We start from the raw sequence: 19179 nt of genomic DNA, 5'->3' as shown, positions 1-19179 counted from the left end.
CGGTTCACGAGACCGCGTCGACGAGAGGCGGGAGTAGGGCCCTGGAGAACAGTCGGACACTCGAGGTCCTCGTCACCGGCGTCGCCACCGAACTCATGGGCGTCGACGCGGCGACGGTGCGAGAAGCATACCTGTCGGTACTGCGTCAGCTCGTGGACTACCTCGGCATCGATTTCAGCTTTCTCCGGCACCACGATTTCGATGCCCGGGCAACCAGACTCACCGCGGAATGGCCACCGCGCCTGAGCGTGCCCGATCCCGACCCCCTGGCCGTCGTCTACTTCGACGAGGCCGACTCGGTCTTCGCGATGGCCGAAACACTGTCCGAACCGGCAGTGTTTCGGCCCGACCCGGAGCAGGAGGACTATCGCCGACGCGTCGAGACCGCCTCGGGATTGAGCGCCACCTCGATGGCCGTCGTGCCGCTGCTGCACTCCGAACGCACCACCGGGATTCTGGGCTTCATCAAAGTGGGAGACCGAAGTTGGTCCCAGGCAGAACTGAACGCCCTCAAAGCAATTGCTGCTCTGCTGTCGCAGTTGCAGGCGCGAGTCAGTGCCGAGGAACAGATCAGGTTCTCGGCCTTGCACGACGGTCTCACCTCACTCCCGAACCGCACCGCACTCACGCAGCACCTCCGTGACCGACTCGATCCGTCGATGCCCGGTCCGGTGGCGGTGTTGCACATCGACCTGGACCGCACCAAGGCGCTGAACGACTTCCTCGGACACCTCGCCGGCGACCAATACCTACAGGCTGTCGCCGAACGCCTGCAGGCGTTCGTCGACGAATCGGCGAGTCTCGCGGCCCGCCTGAGCGGCGACGAGTTCGTCGTGGTCCTGGCCGGCCCGTGCTCGCACCGCGTCGCCACCGACCGTGCCCGCACGATCGCCGAGTCGATACAGGCACCGGTCACTCTCGGTGTCGAGAGAATCGGTCGCAGCGCCAGCATCGGAATCGCCTTCGGCGAGCCCGGCACCCACACCGCCGACTCTCTGCTCCGGCAAGCAGGGCAAGCCGCTCTGGTGGCCAAGCGTGCTGGTGGACATCATATCTCGCTGTTCACCGACGAGATGCACGCGCAATCCGAACTCCGCAACGACGTCGAGATCCATCTGCGTGACGCCATTGCAGGCGACTCGCTGACGTTGCACTTCCAACCCGAGGTCGACCTCGTCACCGGGCGCATCACTGCGGTGGAGGCACTGGTTCGGTGGCGTCACCCCACCCGCGGGCTGCTACCACCGTCGGCCTTCATTCCGGTGGCGGAGGAGACGAACCTCGCCGGCGAGCTCGGTCGGTGGGTTCTCGACTACGCGTGCCGGACCTTGGCGGCGTGGCAACGGGACATCCCCGGCCTCGACATCGTGATGCGCGTGAACATCTCGCCCGTACAGCTGGTCACCACCGGCTTTGCGGCCACCGTGGCGAGCGCCCTCGACGAATTCTCGATCGCGGGTTGCAACCTGTGCCTGGAGATCACCGAAGTGGCCGTCGTACAGGATCTTTCGCGTACTCGAGTGACGCTCCGAGAACTGCGGGACCTCGGTGTGCAGGTGGCCATCGACGACTTCGGTACCGGATACAGCTCGCTGTCACACCTCAAGGAGCTGCCCGTCGACGCGCTCAAGATCGACCGCGCGTTCGTCACCGACCTGGGATCGGGAGCGACCGACGACCTCGCGATCGTCCAGTCGATCATCGGGCTCGCGCACGCGTTCGGCCTGAGCATCATCGCCGAAGGCGTCGAAACCGAGAGTGCCAGGAGCACATTGGTGGCCTTGGGCTGCACCCGCGCTCAGGGCTACCTCTTCTCCGAACCGGTGCCTGCCGAGGACGCCCAGGCCCTGCTGCACGGTGTACGCATCGACGTCGGGCCACCCTGCTAATCTGGACGCCGCACCACACGCCGGTGTAGTTCATTGGTAGAACGCGACCTTCCCAAGGTTGAGAGGCGGGTTCGATTCCCGTCACCGGCTCCACGTTCCCCTTGTCGGCGGTAAACCCGTCTTTCGATCGATCCCTGCGTCTGCACCCTCGCCGTCACCGGTAGCTCGGTCGGCAATCGGCATGCGACACAAAAATCGCTACAGAACTATTGTTGTGACTTTTATGCGTTCATGTCCGAATTCGTAGGGACATTTCACAACTGCAGGAATACCGTGTGATCATGCGCGGACCACGCCGAAGTCTGATTCTTCTCGTCGTCGCACTCACCGCTGCACTGTCGGCCTTGTCGACCCAAGCGGCACCACTCGCACATGCCGGCCCACTCATGCCCATCGCCGCTGCACCGCCGCAACCCGACCACGCCGATGCCATTCGGTACGCGTCGACCAACCGCGACGCCGCCCCGCCCGGGGCCAACGACATGAGCTGCGTGCCCTCTGCCGAGCACCCCAATCCTGTCGTTCTCGTCCACGGCACCGACGCCACCGCCTACTCCGATTGGGCCGGCTTCTCACCCATCCTGCGCGCCGCAGGCTTCTGTGTCTTCGCGATCAATTACGGCACTTCACCGGACGGTAAGTCCAACGGCTACGGCGTCATCGAAGACAGTGCAGCACAATTGAAATCGATGACGGCAACCATCCTCGACGCGACCGGCGCTGCGGCGGTGGACGTGGTGGGCTACTCGCAGGGTGCTGCCGTCGCCCGATACTTCGTCAACAGGCTCGGCGGGGCCGATGTAGTCGACCGATGGGTGGGAATCGCGTCACCGACCTACGGCGGCACCATGTACGGAGTCGCCCCCGTCGTCCAGGCCGTGCCCGGCGCGACCGGTCTGGTGGCCGACGAATTCGGACCGGGCCTCGCCCAGTTGATGGCCGGATCGGACTTTCTCGAGAACCTCAACGCCGGCGGCGACACCGTCCCCGGCGTCGACTACACCTCGATCGCCACCAAGGTCGACGAGGTCATTCAGCCGTATACCAATGCGCTGCTGCGAGATCCGGGAGCGCACAACATCGTGATCCAGGACGTGTGCCCCGACACCGAGGTCGCCCACTTCACCTTCACTTACGACCCGACCGCGCTGCGTCTGGCGCTCAACGCACTCGACCCCGCGAATGCGCGTCAGCCGTCCTGCGTTCCGGTACCGCTGGGAACGGGAATCCTCGACGTCGTGCTGGCCAGCCACTGACCCGTCAGGTCAGTAGCTGATGGGCTCGAAGCCCGACATAGAGTTCGGCGGCCTGCACGGGATCACGGAAGTCGCGACCGGTGAGTTCGGCGATACGCCGCAATCGGTACAACACCGTATTGCGGTGGTAGTGCAGCTGTTCCGCGGCATCCTTGGTGGAGCCACCGCACGAGAACCACGCATCGAGAGTGGCGAGCAGACTCGTCCGCTCGGCGCGGGGCAACGCCAACAGATCGCCGAGAATCTGACGGGCCGCGATACGGCCGGATTTCGGGTCGCGCGCGAGCAGTAAAGGCACCGGTACCGAGTCGTAGCGCACCGGCGTCGACGGCAGAGAATCGGGAAAGCTGCACGACCGGGCCAGACGGGCCTGCCCCACGGCGTCACCGATTCCCGACGGCGACCGGAACACCGAACTGACACCGATCCGCCCCGGGCACAGTTCTCCGAAAGTGGCCAGTGCCGTATCGATGTCGGATTCCCGAGCGGCACAGAACAATCCGATGCTGCCGTCCACCTCGGCATCCCACACCGACTCGGTTCCCGCGGCCCGCAACCGAGCGACGACGCCTTCGATACCGAGTCCCGTCGACGAGGGTTCCTGGGATACCACCGCAAAAAAGCCGCGATCCGGAATTCGGAACGCACGCAGGGCATCCGCCGCCGCGGCCGGATTCGCGGCGTGATCGGCGAACAGCACCCGAATCAGCCGGCCGCGGGCTTCGGCGCTCTCGCGGGCTCGCATATCGGCGCTCTCTCGATACGCCTCGGCCGCCTCGTCGGAATACACGTCGACCAATGCCCACACCTGCGCCGCCATGTCCAGCAGCGCGTGGCTGGCCCGGCCGTGCGAACGCACCATCAACTCGTCCCAGACCAGCCGACCACCGAGCCGGAACGCGTGCAGCAATGCCGCCAGCGGTACACCTTGCTCGGCCTTGAGCCTGCCCGCCTGCTGCGCCGACTCGAGCCGAACCGGCGCACGCCCGGACAGCTTGCCCAACATCGAGGCCAGATTGCTGCGAGACGCTTCGTGAAGTTGATCCGCGGTGAGCAGCGTCGCCTCCAGATACGCGTGCTCGGCTCCCAGGATGCGCCGGACCAGTTCGCTCGCCAGCTCGTCGACGTCGTCGAGCATCGCCGCCGCCAGCTCGGTCGGTGACGGATGCAGAGCGGACTCGGTGGTGGTCATGACTGAACCATAGCCCGGCCGATGTAAGCCACGCCACACCCAAACTGTGCGACGGCACAATCCGCTGCGCTCGATTGACAGCGGCGGCCCATAGCCTGCCGCCCCGAATGCGACCAGAATCACACTCGAAGCCGTGTATCCGAACGACGAGTGGAGACGAAAAGTTGACCAGCGAAGTCACCCCGCATCTGCAGCCTGTACCGACGAACGGACCGGACGCCTCCCTGGCGGTCGATACCGCTCTTGCCGACCTCGACGCAGGCGAGCAGACCTGGGGCAGGCTCGGCCTGGCCGACCGCCGGACGCTGCTCGAGCGCATGCACGCCCTCACCACGACGCATGCGCAGGAATGGGTGACCGCCGCCGCGTCGGTCAAAGGCCTCGACCCCTCGTCCAACCTGCTCGGTGAGGAATGGCTCTCCGGCCCGTACTCGCTTCTCGGCGGTCTCGGCACGCTCGCGCACACCCTCTCGGCGCTCGAGGCAGGCGGCAGCCCGCTGGCCGGAGCGAAGTTCGGAACAGCCCCGGGCGGACGAACAACCGTATCGGTGTTGCCGCTCAACAACTTCGAGAAGCTACTGCTCAACGGGTTCAGCGCCGAGGTGTGGCTCCGGCCGGGAATCGACCGTGCCACGGCACAGCGCACCGCAGGCCTCGCCCAACTTGACCCGACGCGTACCGCGGGCGTCGGCGTCGTCCTGGGTGCGGGCAACATCACCTCGATCGCCCCGCTCGACGCCTTGTACGAATTGATCGCCTTCAACCGCGTCGTCGCGCTCAAGCTCAACCCCATCATGGACCCACTGCTGCCGGTCTTCGAGAAGATCCTCGCCCCATTGGTGGACATCGGCGCGCTGCGTCTGCTCACCGGTGGAGCCGACGTCGGCACCTACCTGGTCAACCACGATCGCGTAGACCACGTCCACATGACGGGCAGCGCAATCACCCACGACGCCATCGTCTTCGGCCCAGGACCCGACGGTGCCGCCCGCAAGGCGGCGAACCGGCCGATCCTGACCAAGGAGATCTCCAGTGAACTCGGTGGCGTCTCGCCCACCATCGTGTTGCCGGGCGAGTGGAGCCGCGCGGACATCGAGTTCCAAGCCGAACACGTAGCCACCCAGCGACTGCACAACAGCGGATACAACTGTGTCGCTTCGCAGGTCGTCGTGCTGTCCTCGGAATGGAAGCAGCGCGACGAGTTCATCGCAGCCCTGCGCGCCGCACTCGACCGGGCACCGGCCCGCGCCCCCTACTACCCGGGCAGCGACAGACGAGTGTCCGACGCCACCGCCACGTACCCGTCGGCCGAACGGCTCGGCGACGGCGGTGGCCGGGTGCTCATCACCGACCTCGATCCCGGCGAGTACGCACCGCTCCTGCAGACCGAGTACTTCGCACCCGTGATGGGCGTCATCGAGTTGCCCTACACCGGAGCAGCATTCGCCGCCAAGGCCGTCCAGACGGCCAACGAGGAGTTCACCGGCACCCTCGGCATCAACATCATCGGCACGCCGAGCACCATCAAGGAACTCGGTGAGAAGTTCGACTCCATGCTTGCAGACCTGCGGTACGGCACCGTCGCCGTCAATGCCTGGACCGCCCTCGGATTCCTCACCGCATCGGCCACCTGGGGCGCGTTCCCCGGCCACACCGTCGACGATGTGCAGAGCGGAATCGGCATCGTGCACAACGCATTACTGATCGACGGTGCCGAACGAACCGTGGTACGCGGACCCTTCCGCCCACTGTCGAGGTCGCTGATCAGCGGAGAGATGTCCATCTCCCCCAAGCCGCCGTGGTTCGTCACCAACAAAACCGCAGCATCGACCGGGAAACTGCTCACCGCATTCGCCGGAGCACCGTCCTGGACCAAACTCCCGGCAATATTCGCCTCCGCCCTGCGCGGCTGAGCAGCGTCCAACGACAGCTGCCGACGAACCCGAAGGACAATCATGAGCACACAGAACACAACCGCCGACTACATCGTCGTGGGCGCGGGCTCGGCCGGCGCAGTGGTGGCCAACCGGCTCAGCGCCGATCCCCGCAACAGCGTGATCCTGCTCGAGGCAGGCCCGGAAGACAAGAACAAGTTCGCCCACATCCCCGCCGCGTTCTCCAAACTCTTTCGTACCGAGGTCGATTGGGACTACCTCACCGAACCCCAGCCGGGGCTACGCGACCGCAGCATCTACTGGCCGCGCGGCAAGATGCTCGGCGGCTCGTCGTCGATGAACGCCATGATGTGGGTACGCGGATTCGCCGCCGACTACGACGAGTGGGCGGCCAATTCCGACGACTCGTGGTCGTTCCGCAACCTCGTCGGATACTTCCGCAAGATCGAGAACATCGAGGGCACAACAGAACTGGACGCCGGAACCGGTGGGCCACTGATCGTGTCCCACCAGCGCAGCTCACGCCCGCTCACCTCGTCCTTCCTCTCCGCCGTCGAGGAAGCCGGCTACTCGGTCGAAACACCCAACCTGCCCGAACCCACGGGCTTCAGCCGCACCATGGTGAACCAGAAACGCGGCGCCCGCTGGAGCACCGCCGACGCCTACCTTCGCCCGGCCAAGAAGCGCACCAACCTCACCGTCCTCACCGAGGCACAGGCCACCCGGGTTCTCTTCGAGGGCAGCGCCGCCGTCGGCGTCGAATACACCTCCGACGGCGTCACCCATACGGTGCGCGCACACAAGGAAGTCATTCTGTCCGGCGGAGCCATCAACACACCGCAGCTGCTGATGCTCTCCGGCATCGGAGACAAGGAGCAGCTCGCAGCCCACGGCATCACCGTCCGGCACCACTCGCCGGACGTCGGGCAGAACCTCCTCGACCACCTGGCCGCCCTCATCGGATGGAAGACCGAGAAGGACTCCCTGTTCCATGCCGAGAAGATTCCGGAGCTCATCAACTATCTCGCGCGCCGACGCGGCATGCTCACCTCCAACGTCGCGGAGGCATACGGCTTCATCCGGAGCCGCGAAGATCTGCCGCTGCCGGACCTCGAGCTCATCTTCGGACCGGCCCCGTTCTTCGACGAAGGCCTGATCGCCGCCGACGCACACGCCGCGGTCATCGGCACAGTCCTGCTGCAACCCAAGAGCCGAGGCGAGATCACGCTCCGGTCCGCCGACCCTCTGGCCAAGCCCATCGTCGAGCCGCGTTACCTCAGCGACCCCGACGGAATGGACCGCAAGGCCATGATCGAGGGACTGCGCGTATGCGTCGCGCTGTCGGAGACCCCGTCCCTGAAGGGCCAGCTCGGGGACGTCGTACGCCCCAGGGTGGCGTCGAACATCTCCCCGGCGGATCTACTCACCGAGGCCCTCGAGCAGAACGCGCACACTCTGTACCACCCGGTGGGCACCGCGCGGATGGGCAACGATGCCGGCAGCGTCGTCGATGCCGCGCTGCGGGTTCGGGGTGTCGACCGACTCCGGGTCGCCGACGCATCGATCATGCCCAGCATCATCCGCGGCCACACCCATGCACCGTCGGTGATCATCGGCGAACGAGCCGCGGATCTGATCCTGGGCTGAGCCGAACGTGAACATGTCTGGTTTGACCGTTCACACCGTGGGGTAAAAGGTCGGCACCGCTTCAATGCAGGCATCGCGATGAAGACCCATCCGATCGGCAAGCAGCGCCGAATAACCCACAACGCTCGAGAGACGAGCACGGAAGGTTGACCGACATGTTCACTGTTCGTAAAGCTTTGGCCGCCACCGCAATCGGTGCACTCACCATCGTCCCGCTCGCCGCGTGCTCCAGCGACGACGCATCCAGCACCGTCGAATCGGCCACGTCCTCTGCCACCGAGGCAATGGAGAGCACCCCCGAGCCCGCAGCCGAGGTCGACGACCTCAGCAACGGCGTCGACACCGCAGTTGCCCTCGACCCCGGCTTCCTGGGCGCACTGACCACCCTCGGCCTCACGCCGGGCGTAGTCGGAACCGCAACTCTCGCAGACGGTTCCATTCGCTTTCCGATCACCGGTGGCGACGTCAAGTACTGGGAGCCCGGCACGGTCGACCCCTACGTGCAGGGCGAGATCAACCACGACGGCAGCGGATTGTCGCTGACCGCAGGCGAGACCGTGGTCGAGCTGACCAACTTCGACATCGACCCGGGCACGTCGCTGCTCACCGGTGACGTCACGGTCAACGGCGAAGAGGCTGCTGCCGACGCCGTGCTGTTCGACCTCGACGGCCGCACCCTGCAGCCGTTGGCAACCGGCCCCGAGAACACCGCCATCCTGCAGGGCACGCAGGTGAAGATCTCGGAGACCGCAGCCGGACTGCTCAACGACACGTTCAAGACCGACGCTGTCACCCCGGGACTGCTCGTCGGCGTTGCGACCATCACGGTCAAGACCGCCGCATAATCAGCTCCTGAACCCGTGCGCGGGCAGTCACCGACGACGTCGGTGCTGCTCGCGCTCTGGTGCTTTCACAGACGTTTCGTAAAACGCGACAGGGGACCGGGAATGAGAGCCTTCCGACGGATATACGGTGGCCACCCTCTGCATGCCGTCGGCCTGCTGCTCTCTTTCGCGCTGGTCGGCTACGTCGTCCACATCGCCGGGCCGAAAACGTTGTGGAACAGCGACATCTGGTGGCATTCCATCGCCGTCTGGTTCTTCGGATCGGTACTGCTGCACGACGCGGTTCTGTTCCCGCTGTACTCGGCGGCCGATCGCCTTCTCACCGGGCTCGGACGACTACAGCTGACCGTCTCGCCCATCAACTACATTCGCGTCCCGGCCCTCGGCACAGCGCTGACGTTCTTGATGTTCTTCCCCGGAATACTGTCCCAGGGCGCGGAGACCTATCGTGCGGCAACAGGTTTGACCCAAGACCCCTTCTTGGAACGATGGCTGGTTCTGACAACGGTGTTGTTCGCCGCCAGCGCCGTCGTCTACTTCATTCGCTTCACCGTGGTACGGAGCCGAACATGAGCGTCACCGCAGACACCCTTTTCCACCGCGCCGCCGCTGGATTGCCCTGCTGGATCGGCGATTCCGACGGCTCGAGAGAACGTCTGCCCACGGCCCGCTGGATGGGCGGAAGCGCATCCTCGGAAGAGGATCGCCGAGCCGACCACGCCATGATCAGCCGATGTACCGGGTCCACCATCGATCTCGGATGCGGACCCGGCCGGCTGACCGAAGCTCTTGCCCGACGTGGACTCTCGGCGCTCGGCGTCGACACGTCCAAAGCTGCCGTCGACCTGACCATCGGCCGCGGCGGAAACGCCGTTCTCCGTGACCTCTTCGAGCCTCTGCCCGGCACCGGCACGTGGTCGTGTGTGCTGCTCGCCGATGGCAACATCGGCATCGGCGGGGATCCGGTGCGCCTGCTACGCCGAGCCGCCGATCTGCTGGCACCACACGGAGCCATCATCGCCGAGGTGGACGAACCGAGTGACTCCGGTATTCGGCACCGCACCGTTCGCTGGGAAACCGACACCATGGTCGGCGATTGGTTCGCCTGGTCGAGTGTCAGCGCCGACGCCACCGCCGACCTCGCCCGCGCCGCCGGCTTGCAGATGGTGGACGTGGCTCCGATCGACGGCCGTTGGTTCGCGCAGATGACTCCGGCTCCACTCACCAATTCGTGAACAGTAGATGATTGACGGCCAAGGCCCCGATCACCTGCAGCGCCAACCAGAATCGATGTGTTCGACGCGGCAGCACCGCCGGGGCGATCAACATCCACATCGCGAACGGCAGCCAGATCCGCTCCGTCTCCGCTTTGCTCAGCTGACTCAGATCGGCCATCACCACCGCCGCGAGGCCGCCGAGCACCAACAGGTTGATCGGCTGCACCCGCGCGGCGATGCGTGGGAACGCCGCCGGCACAGCGACGCCGAGCGCGCAGAACAGTGCAGCGAAGTTCGCCCAGCCCCAGTACTCGAACGGACGATCCTTGGCGATGCCCTGGTAGTACCGCTCCTGCACCAGCTCGTACCCGTCGTACCACCAGAATCCGTACGCCGTGAAGATCCCCGCAACGAGCAAGGCTCCGATCACCGCGCCGAGGAACGGCAGAACCTTTCGGCCCGCTATCAGCACCGCGACCGCGGGCAGACCCATCAACACCAGGCCGTAATTCAGATAGATTCCGAACCCGAGAAGCACTCCCGCACCGATCGATGCGGGCCACAGCCAGCGCTTCGTCGAGACCGCCAGCAGCGCGATACCCCACGCCGCTACCCCGGCATAGAACGCGTCGGCGGAGACGGCGATCCAGATCGCTGCCGGTGCGATCGCCACGAACGGTGCTGCGCGCCTGGCCATGTCCTCGTCGCCCAGAACACCCAGCGTGAGAACCACGGCAACTGCGGCACTTGTTCCCACCAACACGCACAGCGTTGCCGCCCAGGCCCCGCCGCTCAGACCGAGACGGTCGAGCCAGACGAACGTCAGCAGCGCACCGGGCGGATGGCCCGAGACGTGAGTGGTCCACGAATCCGCCTGGTAATCCAGAATGCGCTCGGAGAATCCGCGCAGTGTCGCGGGGATGTCGGTGATGCCGGGCACCTCGTGCAGGTACTCGTCCGTCGAGGCCAACCGGTCGACGAACCCACGCTTCCAACCGTCGACCATCGCCAGCGCCATCGTCCACGCCGCCGACGCACCCCAGACGACGAACAACAGCCGCGTCCAGGACAGGCGTCGAGCCACGGTCGGTCCCCACAGCACGGTCGCCACCGCGATGAGGACGGCGAACGGCGTTCCCCATCCGACATGAACCTCACGAAAACCGAACAGCGGTGCGGCGTCGGCGAAATCGCGCACCTGCTGCGGTGTTCTGTTGATGATCGGGGTGACGATCTCGTTGCCCAGATACGGAACGACGAACGCGACGGCAACGAGCACGACGGCCAGCGCACCGGCGACGGCTTCTCTCCAGTAACGGATAGTGTTTTCTCCCTGCGGACTTGAAGACGAACACGGTTTCGGACCAGCATATCGACCGACGGTGATGGAGGATGGGTAGATGAACACGCAAGCGGAGTTACAGGCCGAGATCGCGGTGATCGGCGGCAGTGGCTTCTACTCGTTCTTCGCCGACGACGCCGAAGAGATCGAGCTGGACACGCCCTACGGATCACCGAGCGCACCGATCACCGTCGGCGAGGTGGAAGGACGACGAGTTGCCTTTCTACCTCGACACGGCCGCGCTCACGAATACTCGCCGCACACCCTGCCGTATCGGGCCAACATGTGGGCGCTGCGCATGCTCGGTGTCAGTCGCGTGTTCGCCCCGTGTGCCGTGGGATCGTTGGTGGCCGAATACGGTCCGGGAACCGTCGTGATTCCGGATCAACTCGTCGATCGGACGTCCGGCCGCACCCAGACCTACTTCGACAACGGCGGCATCCACGTCGAATTCGCCGATCCCTACTGCGGGGAGCTGCGCAGCGCGGCCGTCCAGGGGTCCGCGGTCGACGGCGGTGTCATGGTGGTCGTCGAGGGTCCCCGGTTCTCCACTCGCGCCGAAAGCCAATGGTTCGCGCGCCAAGGTTGGACACTGGTGAACATGACCGGTCATCCCGAAGCCGTCCTGGCCCGCGAACTCGAACTCTGTTACGCGCCGATAGCGTTGGTGACCGACCTCGACGCCGGGATCGAATCCGGTCAGGGAGTCAAAGCAGTGGACGTGTTCGCCGAATTCCAGAAGAACATCGAACCGCTCAAGGCGCTCGTCCGATCCGCAGTGCGCGACGCGCCGACCGGCGAGTGCCCCCACTGCCGGGTGCACGCCGGAGTCACACTGCCGGTCGAGCTGCCATGACTCGCGTACTGCTCACCGGCGCAGCCGGATTCATCGGGGGCCACATCCTCGACGCAGCGCGCGACACCGATTTCGAGATGGTCGCCGTCGACGCCATGTTGGGTTCGGCACACGGACCCGGCGCGACAGCCGAGGGCATCACCGATCTGGATGTGCGAGACAAGGATTCACTCTTCGAAGCGCTACGTGGTGTGGATGTCGTGTGCCATCAGGCTGCTGTCGTCGGCGCAGGCGTCGACGCCGCGGACGCGCCGGCATACGCCAGTCACAACGACTTCGGAACCGCAGTCCTGCTCGCGGCGATGTACGAGGCAGGGTGTTCCCGCCTGGTACTGGCATCGTCGATGGTGGTCTACGGCGAAGGGCGCTACCTCAATTCCTCCGGTGAGACCGTCGTCCCGCGACCGCGTACCCGAGCCGATCTGGACGCCGGGCTGTTCGACAACCGCGACCCTGCGTCCGGCGAGCCACTCGATTGGCTACTGGTCGAGGAGGATTCACCGCTGCAACCGCGCAGCACCTACGCGGCGAGCAAACTGGCGCAGGAGAACTACGCCTCCGCGTGGGCATTGTCGACCGGTGGTTCCGTCGTCGCGCTGCGCTACCACAACGTGTACGGCCCGCACATGCCGCGCAACACCCCGTATTCCGGTGTGGCGGCAATGTTCCGGTCCTCGCTCGAACTCGGGAAGCCGCCCACGGTCTACGAGGACGGCAAGCAGGCCCGCGATTTCGTCCACGTGCACGACGTGGCAGCAGCCAACATCGCGTCCATCTCCGCCGAGCTGGACGGCTTCACCGCGCTCAACGTGTGCTCGGGTCATCCGATCACCATCGGGGAGGTGGCGTCCGTTCTCGCCGACGCGAGGGGTGGACCAGCCCCCGAGGTCACCGGCCAGTACCGAGCCGGGGACGTACGGCACATCGTCGCCAGTCCACAGCGGGCAGAACAGGTTCTGGGATTTCGCGCGCAGATCCTGCCGCAGGACGGTCTCACCGCGTTCGCCGACGCACCGTTGCGCGACGCCGAGGGAACGGGCCCACCCCGTGTCTGAGCCCGGATCGGTCACCGTCGTCATTCCCTGCATGAACGAAGCCGAATCGCTTCCGGCAGTGCTGGATTCGATCCCGCCGGGATATCGAACGATCGTCGTGGACAACAACTCGACCGACGCCACCGCCGCGGTGGCAGCCGCCCACGGCGCTGCAGTGGTAGCGGAAACCGTGCCCGGATACGGAGCTGCCGTGCACGCGGGCGTCCTCGCCGCCGACACCGATATCGTCTGTGTGCTCGACGGAGACGGCTCGATGGACCCGCGCGACCTACCCACCCTGGTGGCTGCACTGGACAGCGCAGACCTGGCCGTCGGCCGTCGCCGGCCCGCCAAGGGAAGCTCCCCGCTGCACGCAAAAATGGGCAATGCCGTTCTGTCTCTTCGACTTCGGACCAAGTACAACTTGCCCGTACACGACCTCGGTGCCATCCGAGCGGTCCGCCGGCAAGCACTACTCGACCTCGATGTCACCGACCGACGCTCCGGCTACCCGCTGCAGCTACTCGTGCTCGCGGCCGAGGCCGGCTGGACAGTCGTCGAACACGACGTGGACTACCGACCACGAACCGCAGGCACGTCCAAGGTCTCGGGCTCGGTCCGCGGCACCATCGTGGCCGTGCGCGACTTCTGGAAGGTGCTCTCGTGACCGTCACCGCCCTCGTCGTGGCCAAAGCGCCCGTTCCAGGACTTGCCAAGACTCGTCTCGCCGCCACGATCGGCGACGCGGCCGCCGCCGAGGTGGCAGCTGCCGCGCTGCTGGACACCCTCGACGCCGTCGCGGCAGCGGACGTCGACCACCGCGTCGTAGCCCTCACCGGCCATCTTCACGACGCGGCCCGCGCCGAGGAACTCACCCGAGCCCTCGCGTCGTTCACCGTGATCCCGCAGCGCGGCGACGGACTGGGCGAACGGCTGGCGAATGCGCACGCCGACGCCGCGCCCGCGGGTGCGGTACTTCAGATCGGCATGGACACCCCGCAGGTCACCGGGCGACTGCTCAGCGACGCAGCCGCGTTGCTGGCCGACACCGATCTACTCGGTGCCGCCGAGGACGGCGGCTGGTGGATCCTGGGTCTACGCAATCCTGCTCAGGCCCAGGCATTGCTGGACGTACCGATGTCAGCACCGTCGACGGGCGACGACACTCGGGTGGCACTGACCGCTGCGGGTGCCGAGGTCACCATGGTGTCGCAATTGCGAGATGTGGATTTCGAGTCCGATCTCGATGTGGTGTCGAATATGTGCACACCGAACAGTCGCTTTCGCCGAGTCGTCGAACAATTACGCAAAACTCATTGATTTTTGCTTTCGAGAAGGACACGAAAAACAATCCGTCGGGTCTCTACATCTGTTGGGGAACAAGCAGCTTCACTTTGTCGCATTTGCCGGACCGCACGCGATGTATATCGAACAGCAACACTTCATAACCACCGTTTCACGGCGATTTCTCAGACATCAGTGCTACAAAGTGTCCATGACCGGGTTGCTGATAGGCGTAGTCGTCTGGATGGTGTGCGCTGCAATAGTCGCCACCGTCCTCGGCCGCGTCGCGCACCGAGGAGATTCCGAGGAACTCGGATCCACCATCGAGTGGAATATCGACGGTCTCGATCGCGAAGTTCAACACGAGAACTGACGGTCTCAGTCGACTCGATCGACCAATTCGATCAGGATTGCCGACGCTGCGGCCAACGTTTCCCGCTGCCGAGCCGACAACTCGTCCAGCTGTTCGGCAAGAGCGATTTCGCGAGACGCCACCTCGTCGCGAGCAGTCGCAACGCCCGCCTCGGTCAACTGCAGCACCACCTGCCGGCCGTCCGTCGGGTGCGGCTCACGGTGAATCAAACCGGCCTCGACCAACTGATGCGACGACCGCGACACCGACGGCGGCTTGATTCGTTCCCGAGAAGCCAGTTCACCGGTCGTCATCGGCCCCTCGCGCAGCAACGTCGTCAGAATCGACAACTGAGCCACCGGCAACCGGTCGCTCGAATGCCGCAGACGCAGTCTCCGATTCAGCCGCATCGCACTGACGGACAGATCCCGCGCCAGTTGGGAATCGGGTAGATCACTCACGGTGTCCAGATTACGACACGGAGGTGCATTCGCCCGATTCGCGAAACCGGGCTCGAGTCGATTTACCCCACCTATAACAAACCGCTGCTATGGTTCCGAGGTGTTATCGGGGAAACACCATGAAACGGGGCAATTTTGACACGCGTGGGATCCAGAGTCCTGACAGTCGCAGCACTGACGGTGACCGCATCGATGCTGGTCACAGGACCAACCGCCCTCGCCGACCCCAACGCGATCAACCCCATCGCCGGTCTCAACGGAACATTCGGATTACCGCAACTGCACGGCCGCGCACAGGCCGTCGCCCAGGTGACCGGAATGTCGAGCCCGAACATGACCCAGAACGTCAACATGATCGGCACCGACCTCGGCATCATGTGGGACAACGGCCGAGGCGAGGTCCTGACCGCCTTCGGCGACACCGCAGGCGTCGGCGTCCCCAACCTCCTGCAAGGCAGCCTCTGGTCCTGGCGCAGCAACGCCATCGTCCGCAGCAACGACCGAAACCTCGCCGACGGCATGAACTTCGACAGCGTCGTCAAGGACGCCGTCGGACAAACCAAAGAAGTCGTCCCCAGCCCCTAGATCCCCTTCGTCGAAATCAGCCGAATCCCCACCGCCGGAGTCGCCGTGGGCGACACCCAGTACCTCAACCTGATGTCGGTCAAGAACTGGGGACCCGCAGGTACCTGGGACACCAACTTCTCCGGCCTCGCCGCCTCGACCGACAACGGAGAGAACTGGGCCGCACTACCCGAGACCCACAGGCCCAGCGCCGGCGGAGATCGCAACTTCCAGCAAAGCGCCTACCTGAAGGACAACGGATACATCTACCAGTACGGCACACCGCCGGGTCGCTCCACACTCGGCCACGTCGCTCGCGTCAGAGAAGCGGACATCACGAGGCTCGGCGAATACGAATACTGGACGGGTAAGGATTGGAAGAAGGGCGACCCCGCTGCGGCCGCACCCATCGTCGACGGCGTCGGCGAACTGTCGGTTGCATACAACGCAGCTGTGGGCCAGTACCTGATGATGACCACCGACAACGCCAATTCCATTGTGCTGCGGCGATCTTCATCGCCCGTCGGCCCGTGGAGCCCACCCGAGGTACTGGTCGACACTCGCGAGATCAGCTCGATCTACGCCCCATACATCCACCCGTTCTCGACGGGCCGCGACCTCTACTTCTTGGCGACGGTGTTCCAGAACTACAATGTGCTGTTGCTGCGGGCCACGCTGTAGCAGTTCCCATTAGGCTTCCGGCGTGGACGCTGCCGAATGGGATCGCAAGTACGAACGCCGAGAACTCGTCTACGGCGAGGCTCCGAACGCGACGTTGGTCGAAGTCGCGACGACAATCCCGCGCGGTCGAGCCCTCGATCTGGCGGCCGGCCAAGGCCGCAACGCCATCTGGCTCGCGACGCGCGGCTGGACCGTGGACGCCGTCGACTTCTCGTCGGTGGCATTGACGCGGGCGAGTCGAGTGGCCGAGTCGGCCCCGCGTTCGGTGCGCGAGCGCCTGACCTGGATACATGCCGATGTGACGAAGCTTGCAACCGAGCCCAACTATGACCTGGTGCTCATGTTCTACCTCCATTTGCCTCCAGACGAGCGACGCCGAGCCGTATCGGCTGCGATGTCCGCGTTGAAACTTGATGGAATCCTCATGATTCTCGGCCATCACTCGTCGAACATCACCGACGGCGTCGGCGGTCCACAGGAACCCGAGATCCTGTACACACCAGAGGATTTGGTGACAGACATCGGGGACCGACTCACCGTCACCACGGCCGAGAACCGGTATCGAGACGTGACCGGCGGCACAGCGATCGACGCTCTATTACTGGCGAGTAGGTCCGCCCTTGGCAGCGGAACCGATCGGGGGTAATATCCGTCAAGTTACCGACGAGTAGCTAACTTGGGCGGTACTCACGAGACCGCACCACCGACTGGAGAGCGAACGAGCAATGGGCCATTACAAGAGCAACCTCCGGGACCTCGAATTCAATCTCTTCGAGCTGTTCGGACTCGACGAGACCCTCGAGGGCGACAACTTCGGCGACATGGACGGTGAAGTAGCCCGTGACATGCTGCGCGAGGTAGTACGCCTGGCCGAGGGCCCCCTGGCGGAATCTTTCGCGGACGCCGACCGCAACCCCCCGGTCTTCGATCCCGAGACCCACAGCCTGAAGCTGCCCGAATCCTTCAAGAAGTCCTACAAGGCCCTCGCCGACGGTGAGTGGTGGCGCGTCGGCCTCGACGAAGAGGTCGGCGGCATGGCAGCGCCTCGCAACCTCTTGTGGGGCATCAACGAGATGCTCCTCGGCTCGCAGCCCGCCGCCTTCATGTACTCCGCAGGCCCCGGCTTCGCAAATATCCTGTACCACAACGGAACCGACGAGCAGAAGGAATGGGCCAAGGTCGCCGTCGAGCGCCAGTGGGGTGCAACCATGGTCCTCACCGAGCCCGACGCCGGATCCGACGTCGGCGCAGGACGCACCAAGGCGATCAAGCAGGACGACGGCTCCTGGCACATCGAGGGCGTCAAGCGCTTCATCACCTCGGCCGTCTCCGACGACCTCTTCGAGAACATCTTCCACCTCGTGCTCGCCCGTCCCGAAGGTGCCGGACCGGGCACCAAGGGCCTGAGCCTGTTCTTCGTTCCGTCCATCCTCTTCGACTTCGAGAAGGGTGAACTGGGAGAGCGCAACGGTGCCTTCGTCACCGGCGTCGAGCACAAGATGGGCCTCAAGGCCTCCGCCACCTGTGAGCTCACTTTCGGTGGCCACGGCGTCCCCGCCAAGGGCTGGCTCGTAGGCGAGGTCCACAAGGGCATCGCGCAGATGTTCGACGTCATCGAGCACGCTCGAATGATGGTGGGCACCAAAGCAATCGGCACCCTCTCCACCGGCTACCTCAACGCACTCGAGTACGCCAAGGAACGCGTCCAGGGCGCCGACCTGACGCAGATGACCGACAAGACCGCACCGCGCGTCACCATCACGCACCACCCCGACGTGCGCCGCAGCCTCATGATGCAGAAGGCGTACTCCGAGGGCCTGCGCGCGGTGTACCTCTACACCGCCGCACACCAGGACCCGATCACCGCCAAGCAGGTCTCGGACGCCGACGAAGACATCGCCTACCGCGTCAACGATCTGCTGCTGCCCATCGTCAAGGGCGTCGGCTCGGAGATCGCCTACCAGGTGCTCGCCGAATCGCTGCAGACCTTCGGTGGCTCCGGCTTCCTGCAGGACTACCCCGTCGAGCAGTACATCCGCGACGCCAAGATCGACTCGCTGTACGAGGGCACCACCGCCATCCAGGCGCAGGACTTCTTCTTCCGCAAGATCGCCCGCGACCGCGGCGTAGCCCTGGCTCACGTTGCCGGACAGATCAAGTCGTTCATCGACAGCGAAGCAGGCAACGGACGCCTCAAGGCCGAGCGCGCACTGCTCGCCACCGCCCTCGAGGACGTCCAGGCCATCGTCACCTCGATGACCCAGCACCTCATGGGCGCACAGGACCAGCCCACCGAGCTGTACAAGGTCGGCCTGGCATCGGTGCGTTTCCTCATGGGCTTCGGCGACCTGCTCATCGGCTGGCTGCTGCTGCGTCAGTCCGAAATCGCCATCGCCGCACTGGACAACGGCGCAGAGGGCAAGGACAAGGCGTTCTACGAGGGCAAGATCGCAGTGGCCTCGTTCTTCGCCAAGAACATCCTGCCGCAGCTCACCGCCACGCGCGCCATCCTCACCAACATCGACAACGACATCATGGAACTGGACGAAGCAGCATTCTGATTCCCTGAAACCTTCGACGGCCGCACCTGTTCACGGGTGCGGCCGTTGTTGTTTGTGCGCCGTCGGTCTCGCCTCGGTTGACGGCCTGCGTAGCGGCGCAAAC

The 19179-nt window shown here is 65.0% G+C and carries 17 protein-coding genes, 1 tRNA gene and 1 pseudogene; 16 read left to right on the top strand and 3 right to left on the bottom strand.

Annotation, left to right across the window (positions count from 1 at the left end; genetic code table 11):
- Positions 1 to 95 precede the first annotated feature (95 nt).
- From K414_RS0107585 to K414_RS0107575, 3 genes are all read left to right on the top strand, one after another.
- Positions 96 to 1889 (top strand): EAL domain-containing protein, encoded by a 1794-nt coding sequence (locus K414_RS0107585; RefSeq protein WP_051364986.1) that lies wholly within the window; start codon positions 96 to 98, stop codon positions 1887 to 1889.
- 19 nt (positions 1890 to 1908) lie between these two features.
- Positions 1909 to 1982, top strand: a tRNA-Gly gene (locus tag K414_RS0107580).
- A gap of 188 nt (positions 1983 to 2170) precedes the next feature.
- Positions 2171 to 3145, top strand: a complete 975-nt coding sequence (locus K414_RS0107575; RefSeq protein ID WP_027495408.1) for an alpha/beta fold hydrolase — start codon at positions 2171 to 2173, stop codon at positions 3143 to 3145.
- A gap of 4 nt (positions 3146 to 3149) precedes the next feature.
- On the opposite strand, the gene K414_RS0107570 is transcribed toward K414_RS0107575, so the two are convergent.
- Entirely contained in the window at positions 3150 to 4337 is a 1188-nt protein-coding gene (locus K414_RS0107570; protein ID WP_037218990.1) for a helix-turn-helix domain-containing protein, read from the bottom strand.
- A 224-nt stretch (positions 4338 to 4561) separates the two neighbouring features.
- Between K414_RS0107570 and K414_RS0107565 the strand changes: the two genes are divergently transcribed.
- From K414_RS0107565 to K414_RS0107545, 5 genes are all read left to right on the top strand, one after another.
- Positions 4562 to 6250 carry an aldehyde dehydrogenase family protein gene (locus tag K414_RS0107565; RefSeq protein ID WP_027495406.1) on the top strand — a complete coding sequence of 563 codons (1689 nt, stop codon included), beginning with the start codon at positions 4562 to 4564 and terminating at the stop codon, positions 6248 to 6250.
- Between the two features lie 42 nt (positions 6251 to 6292).
- Complete coding sequence (locus K414_RS0107560) at positions 6293 to 7879, top strand: GMC family oxidoreductase N-terminal domain-containing protein (protein ID WP_027495405.1); 1587 nt, start codon at positions 6293 to 6295, stop codon at positions 7877 to 7879.
- 155 nt (positions 7880 to 8034) lie between these two features.
- Complete coding sequence (locus K414_RS0107555; RefSeq protein WP_027495404.1) at positions 8035 to 8724, top strand: hypothetical protein; 690 nt, start codon at positions 8035 to 8037, stop codon at positions 8722 to 8724.
- Positions 8725 to 8826: 102 nt separating this feature from the next.
- A complete protein-coding gene (locus K414_RS0107550; RefSeq protein WP_027495403.1) occupies positions 8827 to 9297 on the top strand; it encodes a hypothetical protein in 471 nt (156 codons plus the stop codon).
- Positions 9294 to 9959 carry a methyltransferase domain-containing protein gene (locus K414_RS0107545; RefSeq protein ID WP_032367078.1) on the top strand — a complete coding sequence of 222 codons (666 nt, stop codon included), beginning with the start codon at positions 9294 to 9296 and terminating at the stop codon, positions 9957 to 9959. Before K414_RS0107550 ends, K414_RS0107545 begins: the two co-directional genes overlap by 4 nt.
- Here K414_RS0107545 and K414_RS0107540 read toward each other — a convergent pair.
- Positions 9946 to 11262, bottom strand: coding sequence for a hypothetical protein (locus K414_RS0107540; protein ID WP_027495401.1), 1317 nt, complete (start codon positions 11260 to 11262; stop codon positions 9946 to 9948). The two genes, K414_RS0107545 and K414_RS0107540, sit on opposite strands and share 14 nt — an antisense overlap.
- A 79-nt stretch (positions 11263 to 11341) precedes the next feature.
- Here K414_RS0107540 and K414_RS0107535 point away from each other — a divergent pair, with 79 nt between their 5' ends.
- From K414_RS0107535 to K414_RS29315, 5 genes are all read left to right on the top strand, one after another.
- Positions 11342 to 12139: an S-methyl-5'-thioadenosine phosphorylase gene (locus tag K414_RS0107535; protein ID WP_027495400.1), complete on the top strand. Its 798-nt coding sequence runs from the start codon at positions 11342 to 11344 to the stop codon at positions 12137 to 12139.
- Positions 12136 to 13194 carry an NAD-dependent epimerase/dehydratase family protein gene (locus K414_RS0107530; RefSeq protein WP_027495399.1) on the top strand — a complete coding sequence of 353 codons (1059 nt, stop codon included), beginning with the start codon at positions 12136 to 12138 and terminating at the stop codon, positions 13192 to 13194. The genes K414_RS0107535 and K414_RS0107530 overlap by 4 nt, the downstream gene beginning before the upstream one ends.
- Positions 13187 to 13840, top strand: a complete 654-nt coding sequence (locus tag K414_RS0107525; protein ID WP_027495398.1) for a glycosyltransferase family 2 protein — start codon at positions 13187 to 13189, stop codon at positions 13838 to 13840. The genes K414_RS0107530 and K414_RS0107525 overlap by 8 nt, the downstream gene beginning before the upstream one ends.
- Positions 13837 to 14493, top strand: coding sequence for a DUF2064 domain-containing protein (locus K414_RS0107520; RefSeq protein ID WP_027495397.1), 657 nt, complete (start codon positions 13837 to 13839; stop codon positions 14491 to 14493). Before K414_RS0107525 ends, K414_RS0107520 begins: the two co-directional genes overlap by 4 nt.
- Before the next feature lie 175 nt (positions 14494 to 14668).
- Positions 14669 to 14830, top strand: a complete 162-nt coding sequence (locus K414_RS29315) for a hypothetical protein (protein ID WP_167328661.1) — start codon at positions 14669 to 14671, stop codon at positions 14828 to 14830.
- A gap of 5 nt (positions 14831 to 14835) precedes the next feature.
- Here K414_RS29315 and K414_RS0107510 read toward each other — a convergent pair whose 3' ends face one another.
- Positions 14836 to 15270, bottom strand: a complete 435-nt coding sequence (locus K414_RS0107510; protein WP_027495395.1) for a MarR family transcriptional regulator — start codon at positions 15268 to 15270, stop codon at positions 14836 to 14838.
- 192 nt (positions 15271 to 15462) lie between these two features.
- Between K414_RS0107510 and K414_RS26280 the strand changes: the two are divergent.
- The 3 genes and pseudogenes from K414_RS26280 (at position 15463) to K414_RS0107495 (ending at position 19076) form a co-directional block, all read left to right on the top strand.
- Positions 15463 to 16515: pseudogene (locus tag K414_RS26280) on the top strand (DUF4185 domain-containing protein).
- Positions 16516 to 16537: 22 nt separating this feature from the next.
- Positions 16538 to 17161 (top strand): class I SAM-dependent methyltransferase, encoded by a 624-nt coding sequence (locus tag K414_RS0107500; RefSeq protein ID WP_027495394.1) that lies wholly within the window; start codon positions 16538 to 16540, stop codon positions 17159 to 17161.
- A gap of 79 nt (positions 17162 to 17240) precedes the next feature.
- The gene (locus K414_RS0107495; protein WP_027495393.1) at positions 17241 to 19076 is read left to right on the top strand and encodes an acyl-CoA dehydrogenase; all 1836 of its coding nucleotides are present in this window, start codon (positions 17241 to 17243) and stop codon (positions 19074 to 19076) included.
- The last annotated feature ends 103 nt before the right edge of the window (positions 19077 to 19179 follow it).

This window comes from Rhodococcus sp. JG-3 (assembly GCF_000482405.1).
Classification (GTDB): domain Bacteria; phylum Actinomycetota; class Actinomycetes; order Mycobacteriales; family Mycobacteriaceae; genus Rhodococcoides; species Rhodococcoides fascians.
Note: the sequence above shows the minus strand (reverse complement) of the source record. Positions and strands in the feature narration are given on the sequence as shown.